The 17,942-nt window shown below is 73.3% G+C and carries 21 protein-coding genes; 13 read left to right on the forward strand and 8 right to left on the reverse strand.

The genetic code is table 11. From position 1 onward, the window contains the following. Positions 1-37: 37 nt before the first annotated feature. The 3 genes from H9624_RS09675 to H9624_RS09685 form a co-directional block, all read right to left on the reverse strand. A complete protein-coding gene (locus H9624_RS09675; protein ID WP_251839683.1) occupies positions 38-610 on the reverse strand; it encodes a PH domain-containing protein in 573 nt (190 codons plus the stop codon). Between the two features lie 33 nt (positions 611-643). Next, positions 644-985, reverse strand: a complete 342-nt coding sequence (locus H9624_RS09680) for a cupin domain-containing protein (protein WP_251839684.1) — start codon at positions 983-985, stop codon at positions 644-646. Positions 986-1,173: 188 nt separating this feature from the next. Next, positions 1,174-2,277 carry an acyltransferase family protein gene (locus tag H9624_RS09685; RefSeq protein WP_251839685.1) on the reverse strand — a complete coding sequence of 368 codons (1,104 nt, stop codon included), beginning with the start codon at positions 2,275-2,277 and terminating at the stop codon, positions 1,174-1,176. A gap of 81 nt (positions 2,278-2,358) precedes the next feature. On the opposite strand from H9624_RS09685, the gene H9624_RS09690 reads away from it, so the two are divergent. The 7 genes from H9624_RS09690 (at position 2,359) to H9624_RS09720 (ending at position 9,349) form a co-directional block, all read left to right on the forward strand. Beyond that, entirely contained in the window at positions 2,359-4,026 is a 1,668-nt protein-coding gene (locus H9624_RS09690; protein WP_251839686.1) for a gamma-glutamyltransferase, read from the forward strand. 132 nt (positions 4,027-4,158) lie between these two features. Beyond that, positions 4,159-5,244, forward strand: coding sequence for a redox-regulated ATPase YchF (ychF, locus tag H9624_RS09695; protein WP_251839687.1), 1,086 nt, complete (start codon positions 4,159-4,161; stop codon positions 5,242-5,244). A gap of 155 nt (positions 5,245-5,399) precedes the next feature. Continuing rightward, entirely contained in the window at positions 5,400-6,131 is a 732-nt protein-coding gene (locus H9624_RS09700) for a hypothetical protein (protein ID WP_251839688.1), read from the forward strand. Positions 6,132-6,181: 50 nt separating this feature from the next. Next, positions 6,182-6,652 carry a PH domain-containing protein gene (locus H9624_RS09705; protein WP_251839689.1) on the forward strand — a complete coding sequence of 157 codons (471 nt, stop codon included), beginning with the start codon at positions 6,182-6,184 and terminating at the stop codon, positions 6,650-6,652. 34 nt (positions 6,653-6,686) lie between these two features. After that, positions 6,687-8,354 (forward strand): ABC-F family ATP-binding cassette domain-containing protein, encoded by a 1,668-nt coding sequence (locus tag H9624_RS09710; RefSeq protein ID WP_251839690.1) that lies wholly within the window; start codon positions 6,687-6,689, stop codon positions 8,352-8,354. A gap of 64 nt (positions 8,355-8,418) precedes the next feature. Further along, positions 8,419-8,856: a VOC family protein gene (locus H9624_RS09715; protein WP_251839691.1), complete on the forward strand. Its 438-nt coding sequence runs from the start codon at positions 8,419-8,421 to the stop codon at positions 8,854-8,856. A 121-nt stretch (positions 8,857-8,977) separates the two neighbouring features. Next, complete coding sequence (locus H9624_RS09720) at positions 8,978-9,349, forward strand: YciI family protein (protein ID WP_251839692.1); 372 nt, start codon at positions 8,978-8,980, stop codon at positions 9,347-9,349. Here the strand turns inward: H9624_RS09720 and H9624_RS09725 are convergent. The 3 genes from H9624_RS09725 to H9624_RS09735 are packed head-to-tail and all read right to left on the reverse strand — an operon-like array spanning position 9,346 to position 11,003. Continuing rightward, positions 9,346-9,858, reverse strand: a complete 513-nt coding sequence (locus H9624_RS09725) for an SRPBCC family protein (protein WP_251839693.1) — start codon at positions 9,856-9,858, stop codon at positions 9,346-9,348. The genes H9624_RS09720 and H9624_RS09725 overlap by 4 nt on opposite strands. Then, complete coding sequence (locus H9624_RS09730) at positions 9,855-10,235, reverse strand: ArsR/SmtB family transcription factor (RefSeq protein WP_251839694.1); 381 nt, start codon at positions 10,233-10,235, stop codon at positions 9,855-9,857. The genes H9624_RS09725 and H9624_RS09730 overlap by 4 nt, the downstream gene beginning before the upstream one ends. 60 nt (positions 10,236-10,295) lie before the next feature. Then, entirely contained in the window at positions 10,296-11,003 is a 708-nt protein-coding gene (locus H9624_RS09735) for an MBL fold metallo-hydrolase (RefSeq protein ID WP_251839695.1), read from the reverse strand. Between the two features lie 75 nt (positions 11,004-11,078). Between H9624_RS09735 and H9624_RS09740 the strand changes: the two genes are divergently transcribed. After that, the gene (locus tag H9624_RS09740; protein ID WP_251839696.1) at positions 11,079-11,615 is read left to right on the forward strand and encodes a TetR/AcrR family transcriptional regulator; all 537 of its coding nucleotides are present in this window, start codon (positions 11,079-11,081) and stop codon (positions 11,613-11,615) included. An 18-nt stretch (positions 11,616-11,633) separates the two neighbouring features. On the opposite strand, the gene yidD is transcribed toward H9624_RS09740, so the two are convergent. Further along, entirely contained in the window at positions 11,634-11,918 is a 285-nt protein-coding gene (gene yidD, locus H9624_RS09745) for a membrane protein insertion efficiency factor YidD (RefSeq protein ID WP_251839697.1), read from the reverse strand. Positions 11,919-12,021: 103 nt separating this feature from the next. Between yidD and H9624_RS09750 the strand changes: the two genes are divergently transcribed. From H9624_RS09750 to H9624_RS09760, 3 genes are all read left to right on the forward strand, one after another. Continuing rightward, positions 12,022-12,525, forward strand: coding sequence for a hypothetical protein (locus H9624_RS09750; RefSeq protein WP_251839698.1), 504 nt, complete (start codon positions 12,022-12,024; stop codon positions 12,523-12,525). Position 12,526: 1 nt separating this feature from the next. Continuing rightward, positions 12,527-13,375, forward strand: coding sequence for an HTTM domain-containing protein (locus tag H9624_RS09755; protein ID WP_251839699.1), 849 nt, complete (start codon positions 12,527-12,529; stop codon positions 13,373-13,375). 82 nt (positions 13,376-13,457) lie between these two features. Beyond that, positions 13,458-14,324, forward strand: a complete 867-nt coding sequence (locus H9624_RS09760; protein ID WP_251839700.1) for an AraC family transcriptional regulator — start codon at positions 13,458-13,460, stop codon at positions 14,322-14,324. Positions 14,325-14,401: 77 nt separating this feature from the next. Here H9624_RS09760 and H9624_RS16900 read toward each other — a convergent pair whose 3' ends face one another. Then, positions 14,402-16,213, reverse strand: a complete 1,812-nt coding sequence (locus tag H9624_RS16900) for a S9 family peptidase (protein ID WP_251839701.1) — start codon at positions 16,211-16,213, stop codon at positions 14,402-14,404. A gap of 101 nt (positions 16,214-16,314) precedes the next feature. Between H9624_RS16900 and H9624_RS09770 the strand changes: the two genes are divergently transcribed. Then, positions 16,315-16,671, forward strand: coding sequence for a YciI family protein (locus H9624_RS09770; protein WP_251839702.1), 357 nt, complete (start codon positions 16,315-16,317; stop codon positions 16,669-16,671). Between the two features lie 2 nt (positions 16,672-16,673). Then, positions 16,674-17,936 carry an RNA polymerase sigma factor gene (locus tag H9624_RS09775; protein ID WP_251839703.1) on the forward strand — a complete coding sequence of 421 codons (1,263 nt, stop codon included), beginning with the start codon at positions 16,674-16,676 and terminating at the stop codon, positions 17,934-17,936. Positions 17,937-17,942 lie beyond the last annotated feature (6 nt).

Consider the following 17,942-nt stretch of genomic DNA (forward strand, 5'->3'; position numbering starts at 1 on the left):
CCCAGGGTGGCAGGGGCCACTGACATCGGCGGGGAGGTCAGAGCAGGAGCGTGACGAGCGCCAGGCCGGCCGTCGCCATGAGGAGCCCGGCCGGGACGATCTCCAGGTGCCGCTCCGGTCGTGCGGCCGAGCCCGCGAGGTGCCCGGTGCGGTGCTCCTCGACGATCTCCGCGACGACGTCGGGGTCCGCGCCGCCCTGCTCCACGCTGTCGAGGCGGTTCAGGGAGGACACGACAGGTACGTCGCGCCTGGCCCTGGTCCAGCGGCCGATGGCGCTGCGGGCGGGCAGCGCCCAGGCCCCGACCTTCTGGTCGTGGGTGAGGAGCTCCAGGCCCCAGCGGGTGCGGACGCCGGTGATCGCGGCCCAGGGCAGCCACGTGGTGCTGATGACGTTGACCACCCGGACGCCGTCGCGCTCGACGAGCACCACCGGGCGCCAGAACGCGGCCCAGCCGAGGGCGGCCAGCAGGAGCGGCAGGGCGCCGTAGCGAAGCACCTCGCCCGCGCCGCCGTTGACGGCGAAGGCGGCGAACACGGCGGCCGCCACCACCCAGGTGGCGACGGCGTAGCCGCGGCTCGCTGCGGCGCGGAAGACGATGGCGGGCTGCACCGGCCCATCATCCCAGGCGCCGCCGGTGCCCGGTCACTGGTCCTGCGGGGGCTCCCCGGGCTGGCTGGTGACGGTGGTGAGGAGGAAGACGGAGTCCTCGAGGGCGACGACGGCGTGCCGGTGGTGGGTGAGCGCGTGCAGCTCACCCGCGGTGAGGACCGGCTCGTCCTCGCCGGTGACCCGGACCCGTCCGACGAGCACCTGGAGGCTGGCGGCGTGCGGCGCGTTGTGCTCGGCCAGCTCGGCGCCCTCGCGCAGCGCGAGGATCGACTGGCGCAGCACGCCGTCGCGAAGGACGAGCTCGGCGCTGCGGCCGTGCTCGTCGGCGCGGGCGGCCTGCATGTGGGAGGTGACGAGAGGGGTGAGGTCGGGCATCGGTCCTCCTGAGGCGCGAACGGGTGCCCCCACCGTGGCACAGCGGGTGGGGGCCCGCACGGGAGTCAGGCGGGGCACGTCCCCCTCTGTGCGACCGTTGGCACCACTGTGCGCCCGGCAGAAGGGGAGCGCAGCGGAACCAACCGGCGCACCGACGAGCGCATCGTCGAGAGGGTCGCCCACCAGGCTCAGGCAGGACGGGTGCGCCAGGTCCACGGCGCCCGGAGTGCCAGCTCCAGCGGCCCGCGACGGTGGTGGCGACGCCACAGGGTCGCACCCACCGCGGCGAGGACAACCATGACGGTGCTGATGAGGACGCCCTGGGCCAGTGTCTGGGGGAGGGGACGCAGCCACGCGAGGGCGAACAGGTGAACCACGTAGAAGGTGAGCGACATCTGGCCCAGGACCGCCAGCGGCCGGAGCCGCCCCGAGCCCAGCCTCCGCTCCACCGCCAGGCAGCCGAGCAGGACGAGGACGGACACCGCCGTCGCGCCGACGATCCACAGCGGCATCTGGCCGTGCGGGGCGTCGGTGAGGAGCAGCTCCCACGAGGTGTCCCCGACCAGACCGCCGCGCCACCACGCCGCGACGCGGGCGACGAGCGGGCACCCGAGGGCGAGGACGGCCGCGACCACCACCGCCCGCCGCTGCAGGACCCACGAGGTGAGGTCCTGCCGGCCCAGCCACATCCCCAGCGCGAAGGGGGCGAACCACGTGAGGAGCGGGTAGGGGCCGGTGAGGACGACGGCGGTGAGCACCTCGACAGGCCCGTCACCGAGCTGCGGCGGTCGACCGTCGAACGGCGTCCCGGCGCTCACCTGAGGCGCCAACCACAGCACCGGGCCGACCAGGGCGCCGAGCGCGGCGACCAGGAGCAGCACACCTCCGCGGGCGCGGACGAGCGCGCCGGCCAGGACGAAGAGCAGGGCGTAGACGGCGAGGATGACGTTGACCTCGTGGCCCAGCCGCTGCAGGGCGAGCCCGCCCACGAGGAGGAGGGTGCAGCGCCAGCCCAGCACCGCCCACAGCTGCCCACGGCCCGTGACGGACTCGCGCACCCGGCGGGTCATGAGCGAGAAGCCGATGCCGGCGAGGAGCACGAAGAGCACCGAGGCCCGGCCGTGGGGCAGCAGGTAGAGGTAGCCGCCGAGACCGGTGGCCTCCGTCGGGCCGACGTTGACCGACACCATGCCGACGATCGCGAGCGCCCGCGCCGCGTCGACCGCGAGAACGCGCCGACGGCTGCCCGAGGAGGCACCCGTCCGCGTGAGGGGGTCGGCGGTGTCGGCCATGCCCGCCTCCGCTCCTTCGCCGGCGGGATGCGCCCGCTGGATCTGCTCCTACCGTAGATATCCGGACCAAGGAGGCAACCCGTGCCAGCACCCACCGCACGCCTCGCTCTCGCCGGACTCGCCGCCGTCGCCCTCGTCGCCTGCACGAGCACGGATCCCGAGCCGTCACCCGCCACGACGGCTCCGACGACGGCGCCGCCGACGACGACGGCCCCCGAACCCACCCCCACTCCCACCCCCACCCCCACCCCCACGCCCGAGCCGCAGTACGGGGTGGCCGCCGGCGACCCGGCCGCCGTCGCCGCGGGGATGCGCGTCCTCGAGCAGGGCGGGAACGCGGTCGACGCCGCCGTCGCGGCCGCCTTCGCCGTCGCCGTGGTCGAGCCCTACGCGTCCGGTATCGGCGGCGGTGGGGCGAGCATCGTCGTGCCGGAGGGCGACGGGGAGCGGGCCGTCACCTACGACTATCGAGAGGTCGTGGCCGACGACGGCATCGTGCCGGCCACCGGCACCGGCATCCCCGGCTTCGTGGCCGGGATGGCCACCCTTCATGACGCGCACGGGCAGGCGGAGTGGGCAGACGTCCTCGCCCCGGCGATCGAGCTCGCCGCCGAGGGGCACCCCGCCTCGCAGATGCTCGCCGTACGGCTGAGGGAGGACGTCGGGCCGGGGATCGCGGCCGATCTGCCGCACCTCCGGTCCGGCGGTGGTCCGCTCGCGGAGGGGGACCTGCTCGTCCAGGAGGAGCTGGCGGCGACGATGCGGACGCTGGCGGCGGACGGGCCGCAGGCGTTCTACACGGGGGCGCTCGCGGACTCGCTCACGTCGGTTCCCGGGATCGACGCCGCGTCCCTCGCCGGCTACGAGGTGGTGAGCGGGGAGCCGGTGCGTGGCGCCGTCGGCGACCACGAGGTGCTCGCGGCGCTGCCGCCGCTGCCCGGGGCGCCGGTGGTCCAGATGCTCCAGGTGGCCGAGGCGCTCGACGTGGCCGCGGCGGAGCCCGGTTCGGTGCCCTTCGTCGAGGGCGTCTCCGCCGCGTGGACCGTGGCCGACGAGTCGGCCGGCACGGTGCTCGGGGACCCGGCCTTCGTCGACGTCCCCGTCGCCGAGCTCGTCGACCCGGAGCGCAACGCGCGGCTCGCGGCGCGGGTCGCGCCGGACGCCGCCTCCCGGACGTCCTCGGACGACGCGCAGAACACCACCCACATCAGCGTCGTCGACTCCTCCGGCACGGCGGTGTCGATGACGAACACGCTCACCCACTGGTTCGGCTCCGGGACCTACCGGGAGGGCTTCTTCCTCAACGACCAGCTCTCGCGCTTCGGCGCGATCGACTCCCCGGCCAACCGGCCCGAGCCGCGCAGGAGGTCGGTGAGCTGGTCCGCGCCCCTCATCGTGCTCGACGACGACGCACGGCCGGTCCTCGTCATCGGCTCGCCCGGAGGCCGGCTCATCCCCAACATCCTCACCGGCGTGTACGCGCGCTGGGCGTGGCACGGGCAGTCGCTGGAGGAGGCCGTCCTGGCCCCGCGCTTCCACCTCGAGGGGCGCACGATGCGGCTGGAGGAGGGCACGCCGTCGGAGGTGGCGGACGGGCTCGCCGCCCGGGGCTACGCCGTCGAGATGGTGCCGCGCTCCGCGTACGCCTTCGGCTCGGTCAACGCGCTCGCGGTGGACCCGGAGACCGGGGAGCTGACGGGCGCCGCGGACCCGCGCCGGGAGGCGGACGTGGCCGTCGGCGGCGGCTGAGCCGGCTGTCCGCGGTCCGCGCGGCTGAAACTGCTCCGCGCTGCTGACATGTCCGCAGCGCGGAGCACTTTCAGGCGCGGGGTGGGGGAGGCCACCGGCCCGGTGCCTGCCTGGCACGTAGACTCGTTGCCCGTGGCCCTCACCATCGGAATCGCCGGACTGCCCAACGTCGGCAAGTCGACCCTCTTCAACGCCCTGACCCGCGCGACGGTGCTCGCCGCGAACTACCCGTTCGCGACGATCGAGCCGAACGTCGGCGTCGTGCCGCTGCCCGACCCGCGGCTGGACCAGCTCGCCGAGATCTTCGGCTCGCAGAAGATCCTCCCCGCGACGGTCTCCTTCGTCGACATCGCCGGCATCGTCCGCGGCGCCTCCGAGGGGGAGGGGCTGGGCAACCAGTTCCTCGCCAACATCCGCGAGGCGGACGCCATCTGCCTCGTCACCCGCGCCTTCAGCGACCCGGACGTCGTCCACGTCGAGGGCAAGGTCGCCCCCGCGGACGACATCGAGACCATCATCACCGAGCTCGTCCTCGCCGACCTGCAGACCGTGGAGAAGGCGATTCCGCGGCTGGAGAAGGAGGTCCGTGGCAAGAAGACCGACGCCGCCGTCCTCGACACCGCGCGCGCGGTCCTCGCCCTCCTCGAGGAGGGCACGGCGATCTCCACCGGCGCGCCGAAGGCGGGGCTCGACATGGAGCACGTCGCCTCCTTCCAGCTCCTGTCCGCCAAGCCCTTCATCTATGTCTTCAACACCGACGACGAGGGGCTCGCGGACACCGCCATGCAGGCGGAGCTGCGCGCGCTGGCCGCACCGGCCGAGGCGATCTTCCTCGACGCGAAGTTCGAGTCCGAGCTCGTCGAGCTCGAGCCCGAGGAGGCGGCCGAGATGCTCGCCGACGCCGGCCAGGAGGAGGCGGGCCTGGACAAGCTGGCCCGCGTCGGCTTCGAGACCCTGGGCCTGCAGACCTACCTCACCGCCGGCCCCAAGGAGACCCGCGCCTGGACGATCCCCAAGGGCGCGACCGCCCCCGAGGCTGCAGGCGTCATCCACACCGACTTCCAGCGCGGCTTCATCAAGGCCGAGATCGTCTCCTTCGACGACCTCGTCGCCGCCGGGTCGATGGCCGAGGCCAAGGCCAAGGGCCAGGTCCGCATCGAGGGCAAGGACTACGTCATGCAGGACGGCGACGTCGTGGAGTTCCGCTTCAACGTGTAGCGGGCTGCGTCGTGCGGCAGGGTACGTACCTTGAACGGCAACATGACGACGCACGAGGCGGGACATGACGACGGACGCACACGCCCGGGTGGTCGGGCCGGACGATGGCGACGAGCGACTCGCGTTGATCCGGCCCGCCGCTGGGCGGTGAAGCGATGAGCGTGCGTTCCGAGGCGCGCCGCCACCGTGACGAGCTCGGTGGTGTCGTCGCCGAGTACTGGGACAAGCCCACGCCGATGACGATCGGCATCTTCGTGGCGGTGTGGTTGCTGTTCTCGGGACTCACGCTCATCAATCCCGGGGAGACCATCCTGCTGGCCGTGGCGCCGACGGTGGCCTTCGCGATCTTGCTCGCGGTGGCACTGCTGTACGTCGGCAACGAGCGGCTGCTCGTGTGCGAGCGCGGCCTGGTCATCGGATCCTTCGCCCCCGGCTTGCGATCCTACGTGCTCCGATACGACCAGATCGTCCCCGGCAGCGTGGTCCCGGTGACCGGCGCTCGCCGTTATGCCAGGGAGACCGGTCCCGGCGGCTCCGCGCAGTCGACTGTGCGGCGGAACGCCTGGACGCGGCAGGGCGTCCACCTCGTCGGCCCCTCGCCGAAGACCGCGCGTCGCCACCGTGCCAGATTCGCGGCGTTGCAGGACCCGCCGGCGCGCTCCGTCGACGGTCGCTGGGTCTGGTTCGCCGGCGCCGGGTCCACGCCGCCGGAGCAGGTCACCGCTCAGATCGCCCGGGCAGCTGCGGCGGCAGGAGCTGTCCAGCTGGCCCAAGCCACCGCCGCCGCGCCGGTGCGCGAGCTGACCGGGAACCCCGCCGATGCCTCACGGCAGCTCCCCGGCTTCCCTGCCGTTCCCGATCTGCGGGGCCGCGAGGTCAGGCAGTGATGGTGCCACGGCGAGAGAGGCTGCGGGCTGCAGCCAAGCTGCAGCGCGAGATGCAGGAGCAGCACGGCGAGAGCGTCGAGGGGGCGATGGCGCAGGCCTGGGCCGCGAGCGGACGCACCCACGCGGAGAGGACCTACCGTGCCGCGATGGCGCGCAACAGCGGCCAGCGCTTCTCGGTGAGCGACGTGATCCTGCCCGAGAGGCTCCTGCATCCGGAGGAGACGGTGCTCGACGTCGCGGTGGGCGGGCTGTCCGCGGACACGTTCCCGCTGCTGCTAGTCACTGATCGACGTGTCATCCTCACCATCGACCAGCCGTGGCGGCGTTGGCCAGCCAAGCGCGAGGCACCCTTGGCCGAGGTCGTCGGCGCGGAGGTCGTGCCCTTCTTCCTCCTCGGTCGGCTGCGGGTGCGCCTGAGGCAGGACAAGGACATCAAGCTGAAGCTCGGGGCGCAGGAGCGGCCCAAGGAGGTCGCCGCGCTGATCAATCGCCTGGTGAGCGGCGGCACCGCGCCGCGGTGAGGGCCGAGTGCCTCCCCGATGACAGGATTGGCCGATGACCGCGACCCTCGTGACCCACGGCCTGGCCGGAGGGTACGGCCATCGCACCCTCTTCGACTCGCTCGACCTCACAGTCGCACCGGGTGACGTCCTCGGGGTGGTCGGTGCCAACGGCGCCGGGAAGTCCACGCTGCTCAAGCTGCTCGCCGGCAGGGAGCAACCGCAGGCGGGCGCCGTCACGCTGTCGCCGGCGGACGCCTTCGTCGGCTGGCTGCCGCAGGAGCACGAGCGCGTCGTCGGGGAGACCGTGGCCGAGTACGTCGCCCGCCGCACGGGGTGCGCGGAGGCGACGCGGGCCATGGACGCCGCGGCGGCGGCACTCGGCGACCCGTCACTCCTCGACGGCAGCGGGGTCGACCCGGCCGACGCGTACTCCTCGGCGCTGGACCGCTGGCTGGCCAGCGGTGCCGCCGACCTCGAGGAGCGCCTCCCCGTCGTGCTCGCCGAGCTCGGCCTGGACCTCGGCGGGGCCAGGCCCGAGCAGGCGCTCATGACCTCGCTGTCCGGGGGACAGGCGGCGCGTGTCGGGCTGGCGGCGCTGCTCCTGTCCCGGTTCGACATCGTGCTGCTGGACGAGCCGACGAACGACCTCGACCTCGACGGTCTCGAACGACTCGAAGCCCTCGTCCACGGACTTCGTGGCGGAGTGGTGGTCATCAGTCACGACCGCGAGTTCCTCGCGCGCTGCGTGACGCGGGTGCTGGAGCTCGACCTGGCCCAGGGCACGAACCGGGTGTTCGGCGGCGGTTACGACGCGTACCTGGAGGAGCGAGAGGTCGCCCGCCGTCACCAGCGCGAGAAGTACGACGAGTTCGCCGAGAAGAAGGCCGACCTCGTCTCGCGGGCCAGGACCCAGCGGGAGTGGTCGAGCCAGGGCGTGCGCAACGCGATGAGGAAGGCGCCGGACAACGACAAGATCAGGCGCAAGGCGTCGAGCGAGTCGAGCGAGAAGCAGGCGCAGAAGGTCCGCCAGATGGAGAGCCGCATCGCGCGGCTCGAGGAGGTCGAGGAGCCTCGCAAGGAGTGGCAGCTCCAGCTCACCATCGGGTCGGCGCCGCGCTCCGGGTCGGTGGTCTCGACGCTCAGCTCGGCGGTGTTCCGCCAGGGCTCCTTCACGCTCGGCCCGGTGTCGTTGCAGGTGAACGCGGGGGAGCGGATCGGGATCACCGGACCGAACGGCGCCGGCAAGTCGACCCTGCTCCGCGCCCTGCTCGGCCACCGGCTGCCGGACGAGGGGACGGCGAGCCTGGGGGCCAGCGTCCACATCGGTGAGATCGACCAGGCGCGCGCCGTCCTCGCCGGGTCCCAGCTCCTCGCGACGGCCTTCGAGGCGCTCGTCCCGGACATGGCGTCAGGAGAGGTGCGGACGCTGCTGGCGAAGTTCGGGCTCAAGGCGGATCACGTCAACCGCCCCGTCGACGAGCTGTCACCGGGTGAGCGCACGCGCGCCGGGCTGGCGCTGCTCCAGGCGCGTGGCGTCAACCTCCTCGTGCTCGACGAGCCGACGAACCACCTCGACCTGCCGGCCATCGAGCAGCTCGAGCAGGCGCTCGAGTCCTACGACGGGACTCTGCTGCTGGTGACCCACGACCGGCGGATGCTCGCCACGGTGCGGACCGACCGGCGGTGGCACGTCGAGGCCGGCCAGGTCACCGAGCTGTAGGGGAGTGCTGCCCGGTCCCGCCAGACCCTTGTCCGCGGACTGCGCCGTCGCTAGCGTGCGGCGCATGGCCATCAGGCTCGACAACGTCGGCATCGCCGTGCGCGATCTCGACGCCGCGATCGCGTTCTTCACCGACCTCGGCCTCACCGTGCTGGGCCGAGACACGGTCAGCGGTGAGTGGACGGAGACCGCCGTCGGGCTGGACGGCAACCACGCGAAGATCGCGATGCTCCAGACGCCCGACGGCCAGGCGCGGCTCGAGCTCTTCGAGTACCTCCACCCGCAGGCCATCGAGACCGAGCCCACCCGGCCCAACGAGATCGGCATGCACCGGGTCGCCTTCGCGGTCGACGACCTCGACGAGGCCCTGGAGGTGGCGGCGCGGCACGGCTGCCACCCGCTCCGCGGGGTGGCGACGTACGAGGACCTCTACCGGCTCACCTACGTGCGCGGCCCGAGCGGCATCATCGTCATGCTCGCCGAGGAGCTCAAGCGCACCTGACCGCCGCGTTGGCGCCCCGGCCGCAGCTCGGTCCGATGAGTTCCGGGCCGTCGGCCGGTCACAACCCACAGTGCACGAGACGCTGCACCTGGCCGACGGCGAACCAGCAAAGGACAACCCGATGACCCAGTACCTGCTCTCCCTGCCTCACGACTCCGCCGAGGAGCCGACGATGGCGACGATGGACCCGGCCGAGCTCGAGGCCGCGATGGCGGCCGCCGGGGCGTTCATCGACGAGCTCACGGCCTCGGGCGCCTTCGTCTTCGCCGGCGGCCTCATGCCGCCGTCGACGGCGACGACGGTGGACAACACCGGCGAGGAGCTGCGGACGGTCAGTGGCCCGTTCGTCGAGGCGCCGGAGTACCTCGGCGGGTTCTGGGTCATCGAGGTCGCCGACGAGGCCACCGCCGTCGAGTGGGCCGCGAAGGCGTCCAGGGCGCTGTCGTCCCGGGTCGAGGTGCGCGCACTCCAGGAGGCACCGAGCGGGGACTAGCGCGGAGCGCCGTCGAGCTCCTCGTAGTAGGCGCTCATGGCCGGGTAGTAGTCGTCCCAGTCGACGTCCCCGGCGTCCTCGCCCGCCAGGGTCCGCGCGAGTCGCTCGACGTAGTACTCCCATCCCGGCCCGACGCTCCCGAGGGGGTCGTCGCCGAGCGCCTGGGCGAACACGAGAGTCGTGACCTCACCGTCCTGGCTGAGCTCGAAGCGCAGGTGCCAGGTCCCCTCCCCGACGCTCGTGTCCGCGGCGAAGCGGTGGGGCGCGCTGCACTCGGTGATCGTCAGCTCCTCCGGCTCGACGTCGTCGCCCTCGGCCGTCATGAAGAAGGTGACCTTCCCCGTGGCAGGGTCCCCCTCCCACCGTCCGATCCACCGCTCGAGGCGGTCGGACTCCGTCATCGCCGCCCACACGTCCTCAGCGCTGGCGCGGAACTGGCGCTCGATCTGGACCTCTCGCCCGCGGGGGCCGGTGCCGAGCCGTCCGCGCGGTTCTGGTGTCGTCGTCATGATGAGCTCCTCTGGGATGGATGGTCTGACTCCGCCGCGCGACGTTCACGCACGGTCCTGCGAACCTCGAGGTCGAGGGCTGCCAACCGTCGCTCGGGGACGGGTGGTGCGAGGGTCGGCTCGTCGACCGCCTCGAGCCGGTCCAGCAGCTCCCGGACGGGTGCGAGCCCGGCCGGACGCAGCGTGTAGATGCGGTGGCGTCCGTGCTGGCGGACCTCCAGCAGACCCGCCTGGCGGAGCACCTTGAGGTGCCGGCTGATCGCCGGACGGGACGCCGCCTCGGTCGCGGCCAGGTCGCCGGCCGACCGCGCGCCGTCGGCCAGCTCGACGAGCAGGCGGCGTCGCGTCTCGTCGGCCAACCCCTCGAACACGGTCACCCGGGAAGCGTAACGCGTCGGTTACGCATCGTCCACGGCTGGCTGTCGGCCGCCGGGGCGTCAGGCGGTGCGGACCGCGGCGGCAGCGCTGGCCGGTGCCCCCTGCCACGGCGCCCCGTGCCCGGGCAGGACCCACGAGGCGGGCAGCCCTGCGAGCCGGTCGAGGGACGCCAGTGCCTGCTCCGGCTCGTCCGTGAAGGGTGCCGGCTGGGCGCCCGTGCGGCCGGTGAGGACGTGGCGGGTGGTGAGCGCGTCGCCCACGAAGACGGCGTCGACCGCCGGGACGTGGACGGCGATGCTTCCGGGGGAGTGCCCCGGCATCCCGACGACGACGGGTCGGCCCGGCAGGTCGAGCACGTCGCCGTCGGCCACCTCGACGACCTCGCGCACGTGCTGGGTGCGGACCGCGTTCTTCCGCAGGCCGTACGCGAGGAAGCCGAGCATCGGCCCGAGCCTGAACGGTCCCATCGGGGTCTTCGGCTTCTCTCCGGTGCGCGCCCGGTGCGCGTCGGCGGCGTGGACGAAGACGGGCGCCCCGGTCTCGGCGCGGAGGCGCTCGGCGAAGCCGATGTGGTCGCTGTCGCCGTGGGTGAGGACGAGCCCGCGGACGTCGCCGAGCGGACGCCCGATGGCCTCGAGCTCACGGAGGAGGTCGTGCCAGTGGCCGGGCAGGCCGGCGTCGACGAGCGTGATCCCCTCGGGAAGGTCGATGAGGTAGGAGGCGACGACGTCGTTGCCGAGACGGTGGAGGTGCGGCGCGATCTTCATGACAGGTCCTTCCGAGGTAATATGGCTACGGTAGTTAGCCGTCATGGCTAACGTCAATAGCCGAGGAGTATTCCGATGCCCACGCCCAACCGGACGACGAACGAGGAGGTCGTCGCTGCCGCGCAGGAGGTCCTGGAGGGTGCGGGGCCCGGGGGCCTGACGATGCAGGCGGTCGCCGCGCGGGTGGGCGTCCGCGCGCCGTCGCTGTACAAGCGCTTCCACGACCGGGACGCGCTCCTCAGCGCCGTCGTCACTGCCACCATCGACGAGCTGGGCGCGCGGCTCGAGGAGGCGGCCCTCGACCTTCGCGGTCTCGCGCACGCCTACCGGGCCTTCGCCCACGAGCGGCCCGAGGCTTTCCGCCTCGTCTTCACGCCCTACGCCGAGGAGGACGCGCTGCGGCGCTCGTCCGCCCCGGTGCTCCGTGCTGCAGCGGAGCTCGTGGGGGAGGAGGACGCGCTACCGGCCGCGCGACTCTTCACCGCCTGGGCGACGGGTTTCCTGCAGATGGAGCTCGCCGGGGCCTTCCGGCTCGGCGGGAGCGTCGACGAGGCCTTCGACTACGGCCTCGAGCGCCTCCGCGCCGGCCTCACCACCGCGCCCCGCGGCTGAGGTTCCGTCGTCGGCCCGTCAGCGGCGGAAGCGGAACGGGATGGGGATGCCGCCGCAGCAGCACACCCCCTGCACCTGGGTGGCCGCCAGCATGTTCGCCGCCTGGTAGCAGGCGACGAACCGGAGGACGGTCGGCACGACGCTCCGGGCCACGCCCCGGCTGACGACGACGTCACGCACCGCTGCCGAGCACGACTGGCCTCCGTGGGCGACGAGGTGGGCGCAGGTCCACCCCTTCCGCGGGGACAGGCGCTGCTCGTACAGGCGGATCAGGGCATCTGCGGCGCGCGTGGCGGGTCCCATCGCGTCACCGTAACGGCGTCCCCGCTCCGCGGCGCGGCGAGTGACACGCCCCGCCCCGCGGCGGTGGGTCTCGCCGCTGCCCGACGCCGTTACGCTGCCCGTCATGGAGTCGCCCCGGAAGCAACGTCGCCCGGAGGCTGACCAGACCGACGTCCGCCGGCTGTCCGCCACGGGGGTGGCGGTGCGGATCGCCGGGACCGTCGCGGCGCTCGGGGTGCTCGCCTACGGGCAGGTCGCCGACACCAACGACCTCTTCCCGCTCGGCACGCTCTCGCAGTTCGCCACGGCGCGGGACCTCAACGGCACCGTCCGGTCCACCTACCTGCTCGCCGACACCGCGACGGAGGACGGCCGGCGGATCGCGATGAACGACCGGACGATCGGGGTGGCGCGCGCGGAGGTCGAGGGCCAGCTGCAGCGGATCCTCGACAACCCCGAGCTCATGCAGTCGCTCATCGACGGTTACGCGGCGCTCAAGCCGAACCGCGAGCCCGTCCAGACGCTCTACCTCATGCGCTCGGTCCAGCGGCTCGAGGACGGCTACGTCGTCGGCGAGCCCGAGGAGGTCGAGCTGCTCCGCTGGGACTCGACCACGGAGGTGGGCTGACGTGCGCGCCGTCGTCGGCTGGCTCACCCGCCCGGTCCCGCTGGCCCGGGTCGCCGCGTTCCGCGCGCTCGTCTACGCCTTCGTCATCTGGGACGTCCTGTTCAACTTCGACGACGTCATCCAGCACTCCCACGTCCCCGAGCTCTACCAGCCCACCCTGCTGGCGCGGCTCGTCCACCTGCCGCCGCTGAGCACCGCGGTGTCCTGGGCGCTGCTCGCCGCGCTCCTGCTCTCCTGTGTGCTCGCCATCGCCGGTCGGGCGCAGCGCCTCGCCGGCTGGGGCGCCGCGCTCACCTTCTGGGTGTGGGCGCTGAACTCGCAGGGCTTCTCCTACGTCCAGCACGACCACATGGCGCTCATGATCGCCACCCTCGTGCTGCCGACGGTCGGGGTGGCCCACTACCGCGACCACCGGCTCTCCCAGGCCGCCGGCTGGGCGATGCGGACCGTCCAGATCGCCACCGTCCTCACCTATTTCGGCTCGGTGTTCGCCAAGTGGTCCCGGGCGGGAAGCCTCGTCACCTGGGCCAACGGCTCGGTGCTCACCTGGGCGATCGTGCGGCGCGGCTCCCACTTCGTGGAGTGGACGCTGGCGTACCCGATGCTCCTGCGCGCGGCGCAGTGGGGCTCGCTCGCGCTGGAGATCCTCTCCCCGGTGGTCCTGTTCCTCCGAGGGCGGTGGCTCTACCTCGCCATCGGATGCTTCCTCTCCTTCCACCTCGCCACCTTCATCGCCATGGGCATCCACTTCCTGCCCACGGTGGTGTGCTGGTTCGCCTTCCTCCCGTTGGAGAGGGTTACCGAGCGGGTCGTTGCGCGTCGCGCGCGGGTGAGCAGCGTGGCGGCCTGACGGTCGCCGATCGCATCGGGCCAGGATTGTCGGGTCCGGGCGTAGCGCCGGCGCGCACGCTGGTGTGTGAAAGGAGGACCCCATGATCGGCACGCTCAACGCCCTGGTCGACCTCGTCGAGCAGAGCCACGACGAGACGCTCGACGTCACCCGGTTCGCCCGCGAGCACGGCACCACGGAGTACCACCTGCGCCGGATGTTCTCGGCCCTCGCCGGGATGCCGCTGTCGGAGTACGTGCGGCGTCGGCGGATGACGCTCGCGGCCGCGGACCTCGTGCGCGGCGAGCCGAACCTGCTCGAGCTGGCCGTGCGTTACGGCTACGGCTCGGTCGAGGCCTTCGGACGAGCATTCCGGGCGGTGCACGGCACGAGCCCGGCCGAGGTGCGCCGCCATGGTGGTCCGCTCAGCACACAACCCATGCTCCGGTTCCGCCTGAGCGTCGAAGGGAGCGTCCCCATGGACGTCACGATCACCGACCGCCCCGCCTTCACCCTCGCCGGCCACGCGGCGCGGGTGCCGCTCATCCACGAGGGGGTGAACCCGCACATCCAGGCGCACATCGCGTCGATCGCCCCCGAGGAGCATGGACGGCTCAAGTCGCTCGGCGACACCGAGCCCGCCGGCATCCTCGCGGTCACGGCGGGTCTCGAGCCCGACGCTCCGGAGGGCGCCGAGCTCACATACCTGCACGCCGTCGCCCTGCGCGCCGGGACGGCGGTTCCAACGGACCTCGACTCCCTGCCCGTGGAGGCCGGCACGTGGGCGGTGTTCCACTCGAGCGGGCCGTTCCCGGACACCCTGCAGCAGACCTACGCGGCGACGGCGACCGACTGGTTCCCCTCCAACCCGTGGCGGCTGCGTCCCGGCCCCTCGATCCTGCGCTACCTCGAGCTCACCGACACCCACGCCACCTGCGAGATCTGGATGCCGATCGAGGGGGCCGGCTGACCCGAGGCCTTAGGTGTGGAGTATTCGCCGCCAGGGGTCCGGTGCTCCACACCTGAGCGAGCAGGCCGAGCCCGAGCTCACCGTCCCAGGTGCCGCCCGAGGAACTCGATCGCTGCCGGGTAGGCGTCCTGGCGGTTCTCGCGCTTGGCCAGGCCGTGGCCCTCGTCCTCGTAGACGCGCAGCTCGCAGTCGACGCCGCGGCCGGCGAGGGCGTTGCGGATCTGCTCGGCCTCGCTGAGCGGCACCCGCGGGTCGTTGGCACCGTGGATCACGAACAGCGGCGCGACGATGTCGTCGAGGTAGGTGATCGGGGATGCGGACTCGAGGAAGTCGCGGTCCTCGGCGAGGCTGCCGTACTCACGCTCCCGGTAGGCCACCCGGTAGGGCGAGGTGTTCTCGAGAAAGGTGACGAGCGAGCTGATCCCGACGATGTCGACGCCCGCCGCCCACCGCTCCGGCTGCATCGCCACACCCGCCAGCACCATGTAGCCGCCGTAGGAGCCGCCCCACAGCGCGCTGCGCGCCGGGTCCAGCCCCTGCGCGGGCAGCCACTCGTGGATGGCGGCGAGGTCGGCCACCGAGCTGAGGCGCAGACGGACGTCGTCGAGGGAGTACCAGCGCTTGCCGTACGTCGTCGAGCCGCGGACGTTCGGGACGAGCACGGTGAGCCCGGCCGAGACGAGCGCCTGGACCACCGGGCTGAAGCTCTGCATCGACGCGGACTCCGGGCCGCCGTGGATGAGCAGCACCGACGCGCCCTCGAGCGCGGCGTCCGCACTAGCGGGGGAGTAGCGGAACAGCGGCACCTCCTCGCCGTCGGGCGTCGGCACGCGGTGCACCGTGGGCGCGGCGAGCTGCCCGCGCAGGTCGCCGGGCACCTCGACCGCCGCGAGCGGGGTGGACGCGCCCGTCGCCACGTCCACGAGGTGGAGGCTCGACGGGTCGGTGGGCGTGGACAGCGTGACGACGACGCGCCGCTCGTCCGCCGCCCACACGACGTCGGGCACCCCCTCCCCGGGCAGGTCGACGTCGCAGCGGAAGGCGCCGTCGCCGTCGTGCACGGCGAGGGTGACGACGCCGTCACGCACGGTCCCGACGACCATCGCCCGTCCGGACGGGGAGGCCCACAGCCGCAGGTCGTGCGCCTCGTCGGTGACGAGCCAGCTCCAGTCCCGCCCGTCGAGGGACACGCGGGCGACGCCGGTGAACTCGCGCTCGTGGTTGGACTCGACGAGCAGCGCCTCGTCCCCGGGCGTCCACGCGACCTGCGAGTGACGGGCGTGCTCGTCGGGGTCGGTGACGGCGCCGTCGCCGACGGCGCGCGGCCCGGACACACGCACGAGCGTCGAGGCGGGCCGCAGGCTGAGGCCGGTCACGGCGACGGAGCCGTGGTCGTGGGAGACGGCGGCCGCGGCGACGTAGCCCCCGCCGTCGTGCACCACCCGCTCCTGCCCCGTCGCGAGGTCGCGGACGACGACGTCCATGTCGACGCCGTTGCGGCGGTTGGTGTGGAAGACGAGCGAGCCGGCGGTGACGTCCTGGAGCACGTGCATGTAGCGGCGGTCGTGGACGAGGGGCGTGAGTCCGTCCAGCGCCACCGGCTCGGTGGGCGGAGCGCTGAGGTCGAGGAGCGAGAGCTGCATGAGCTCGTCCCCGTCGGTGTCGTGCTGGACGACGACGGCGCGGCTGCCCGGGACGTACCGGCCCGAGCAGCGGCTCGGCAGCGCGGTGAGGGGCGTGCGAGTCCCGTCCGGCGCGATCTCGACGAGCTGGACGGTGCCGAGCTCGTCGTGCCCGGCGAGGACGCGGCCGGCGTCGTCGACGTCGAAGGCCACCCACGTGCGTAGGTCGAGGAGGGAACGGACGACGGTCTCGGTGTCGGTGCTCACGCCCTCGAACATATCTCCGCCTCCCGCGGTGTCGATTCGGGAGCCCCTCGCGCGACATCATGGTGACGGCGCCTCCGCCGTCCCTGACGAGAGGAACGACGATGAAGTACCTGGTCATGTTGATCGGCGACGGCGACCTGCCCCCGTGGAGCACGCTGAGCCCCGAGGAGCAGGCGGCGGCGATGCAGCGCTTCGCGGACTTCGACGCCGCGTGCGAGGCGTGCGACGGCGTGGAGATCCTTGCGGGGGAGGCGCTCGGCCAGGGACCGGGGGCCGCCACGGTGATGAGGACTCGCGCAGGGAGGATGACGCTCACCGAGGGGCCCTACGCCGAGGTGCTCGAGGGGCTCGGCGGCTTCTACCTCGTCGAGGTGCCGGACCACGACGTCCTCGTCGAGCTGCTCACCGCGCTGCCCCCGTACGACATCCAGCTCTCACCGGTCGTCGACCCGTACTGACCGTGCCGCGCGGCGTCCTCGACGAGGTCTGGCGGACCCACTGGGGCCGTCTCCTCGGGCAGCTCATCCACCGGTTCGGACGCCCGGACCTCGTCGAGGACGCGCTCGCCGACGCCTTCGCCGAGGCGGCCTCCCGCTGGCCCGTCGAGGGGGTGCCGGACAACCCGGTCGGGTGGGTGCGGACCGTCGCCCACCGCCGGGTGGTCGACGCGCTGCGCCGGGAGGGAACCGCCCGTGCCAAGGCCCACCTCCTCGTCGACGACGACGTCGCGTCCCCGGCGGACGCGCCAGACCCGCCGGGCGCCGACACCGACGACCGGCTGGCCCTCCTCCTCATGGCGACCCACCCCGCGCTCGCCGAGGAGGTCCGGCCGGCGCTCGCGCTCCGGTTCGTCCTCGGGGTGCCGACCGCGGACATCGCGCGCCTCTTCCTCGTCCCCCAGGCGACCATGGCGGCCCGGCTCACCCGCGCGAAGCGGCGGCTCACGACGGCGGGGATCCCGTTCACCGTGCCGGACGCGGCCGAGTGGCCGGATCGGCTCGACGACGTCGCGCGGGCGGTCTACCTCGCCTTCACCGCGGCGTACGCCCCGTCCGGGGGAGAGGACGTCCTCCGCGTCGCCGAGGCGGGGGAGGCGGTGCGCCTCGCCGGCCTGGCTGCCGAGCTGCTCCCCGGCCAGCCCGTGCTCGAGGCGCTCGCGGCCCTGCTCACGCTCCAGCACGCGCGCCGTGACGCGCGCACCTCGCCCGCCGGCCGTCCGGTGCGGCTCGCCGACCAGGACCGCAGCCGCTGGCGGCGCGAGGAGATCGACGCCGGCCTGCGCCGGCTCACCGCGCTCACGCCGACCAGCGGCCTCGCGGAGGAGCTGCGCCTCCAGGCCCTGGTCGCCGCCTTCCACGACACCGCGGCGAGCCACGCCGAGACCGACTGGGCGGCGATCGCCCGCACGTACGCGCGGCTGGAGGAGCTCACCGGCTCAGCGGTGGTCCGGCTCAACCGGGCGGTCGCCGTCGGCGAGGCGTCGGGTCCGATGGCCGGGCTCGCCGTGCTGCGAGCCGCGGCGGACCAGCTGCCGGGCCACCACCGGGTCGCTCTCGTGCGCGCCGAGCTGCTGCGCCGCGACGGTGAGGTCGCGCTCGCCGCAGCGGCGTACGACGAGGCCGCCGCGACCTGCCCCGACGGCGTGGAGCGCGATCACATCCGCGAGCGGCGCGCGAGCCTCACCGCCCCCGGGCGCGCTGACGCGGACGGGGGCGGTCACTAGGGTTCG

The sequence above is a fragment of the Oceanitalea stevensii genome (genome assembly GCF_014837105.1).
GTDB lineage: Bacteria > Actinomycetota > Actinomycetes > Actinomycetales > Actinomycetaceae > Oceanitalea > Oceanitalea stevensii.

Coding starts and splice junctions, on each gene's coding strand:
- H9624_RS09725 (WP_251839693.1), bottom strand. CDS start 9,858: ATGACGACGACACCAGAACCGCGCGGACGGCTCGGCACCGGCCCCCGC.
- H9624_RS09680 (WP_251839684.1), bottom strand. CDS start 985: ATGCCCGACCTCACCCCTCTCGTCACCTCCCACATGCAGGCCGCCCGC.
- H9624_RS09700 (WP_251839688.1), top strand. CDS start 5,400: ATGAGCGTGCGTTCCGAGGCGCGCCGCCACCGTGACGAGCTCGGTGGT.
- H9624_RS09740 (WP_251839696.1), top strand. CDS start 11,079: ATGCCCACGCCCAACCGGACGACGAACGAGGAGGTCGTCGCTGCCGCG.
- H9624_RS09710 (WP_251839690.1), top strand. CDS start 6,687: ATGACCGCGACCCTCGTGACCCACGGCCTGGCCGGAGGGTACGGCCAT.
- H9624_RS09720 (WP_251839692.1), top strand. CDS start 8,978: ATGACCCAGTACCTGCTCTCCCTGCCTCACGACTCCGCCGAGGAGCCG.
- yidD (WP_251839697.1), bottom strand. CDS start 11,918: ATGGGACCCGCCACGCGCGCCGCAGATGCCCTGATCCGCCTGTACGAG.
- H9624_RS09715 (WP_251839691.1), top strand. CDS start 8,419: ATGGCCATCAGGCTCGACAACGTCGGCATCGCCGTGCGCGATCTCGAC.
- H9624_RS09770 (WP_251839702.1), top strand. CDS start 16,315: ATGAAGTACCTGGTCATGTTGATCGGCGACGGCGACCTGCCCCCGTGG.
- H9624_RS09750 (WP_251839698.1), top strand. CDS start 12,022: ATGGAGTCGCCCCGGAAGCAACGTCGCCCGGAGGCTGACCAGACCGAC.
- H9624_RS09685 (WP_251839685.1), bottom strand. CDS start 2,277: ATGGCCGACACCGCCGACCCCCTCACGCGGACGGGTGCCTCCTCGGGC.
- H9624_RS09760 (WP_251839700.1), top strand. CDS start 13,458: ATGATCGGCACGCTCAACGCCCTGGTCGACCTCGTCGAGCAGAGCCAC.
- H9624_RS09735 (WP_251839695.1), bottom strand. CDS start 11,003: ATGAAGATCGCGCCGCACCTCCACCGTCTCGGCAACGACGTCGTCGCC.
- H9624_RS09705 (WP_251839689.1), top strand. CDS start 6,182: ATGCAGGAGCAGCACGGCGAGAGCGTCGAGGGGGCGATGGCGCAGGCC.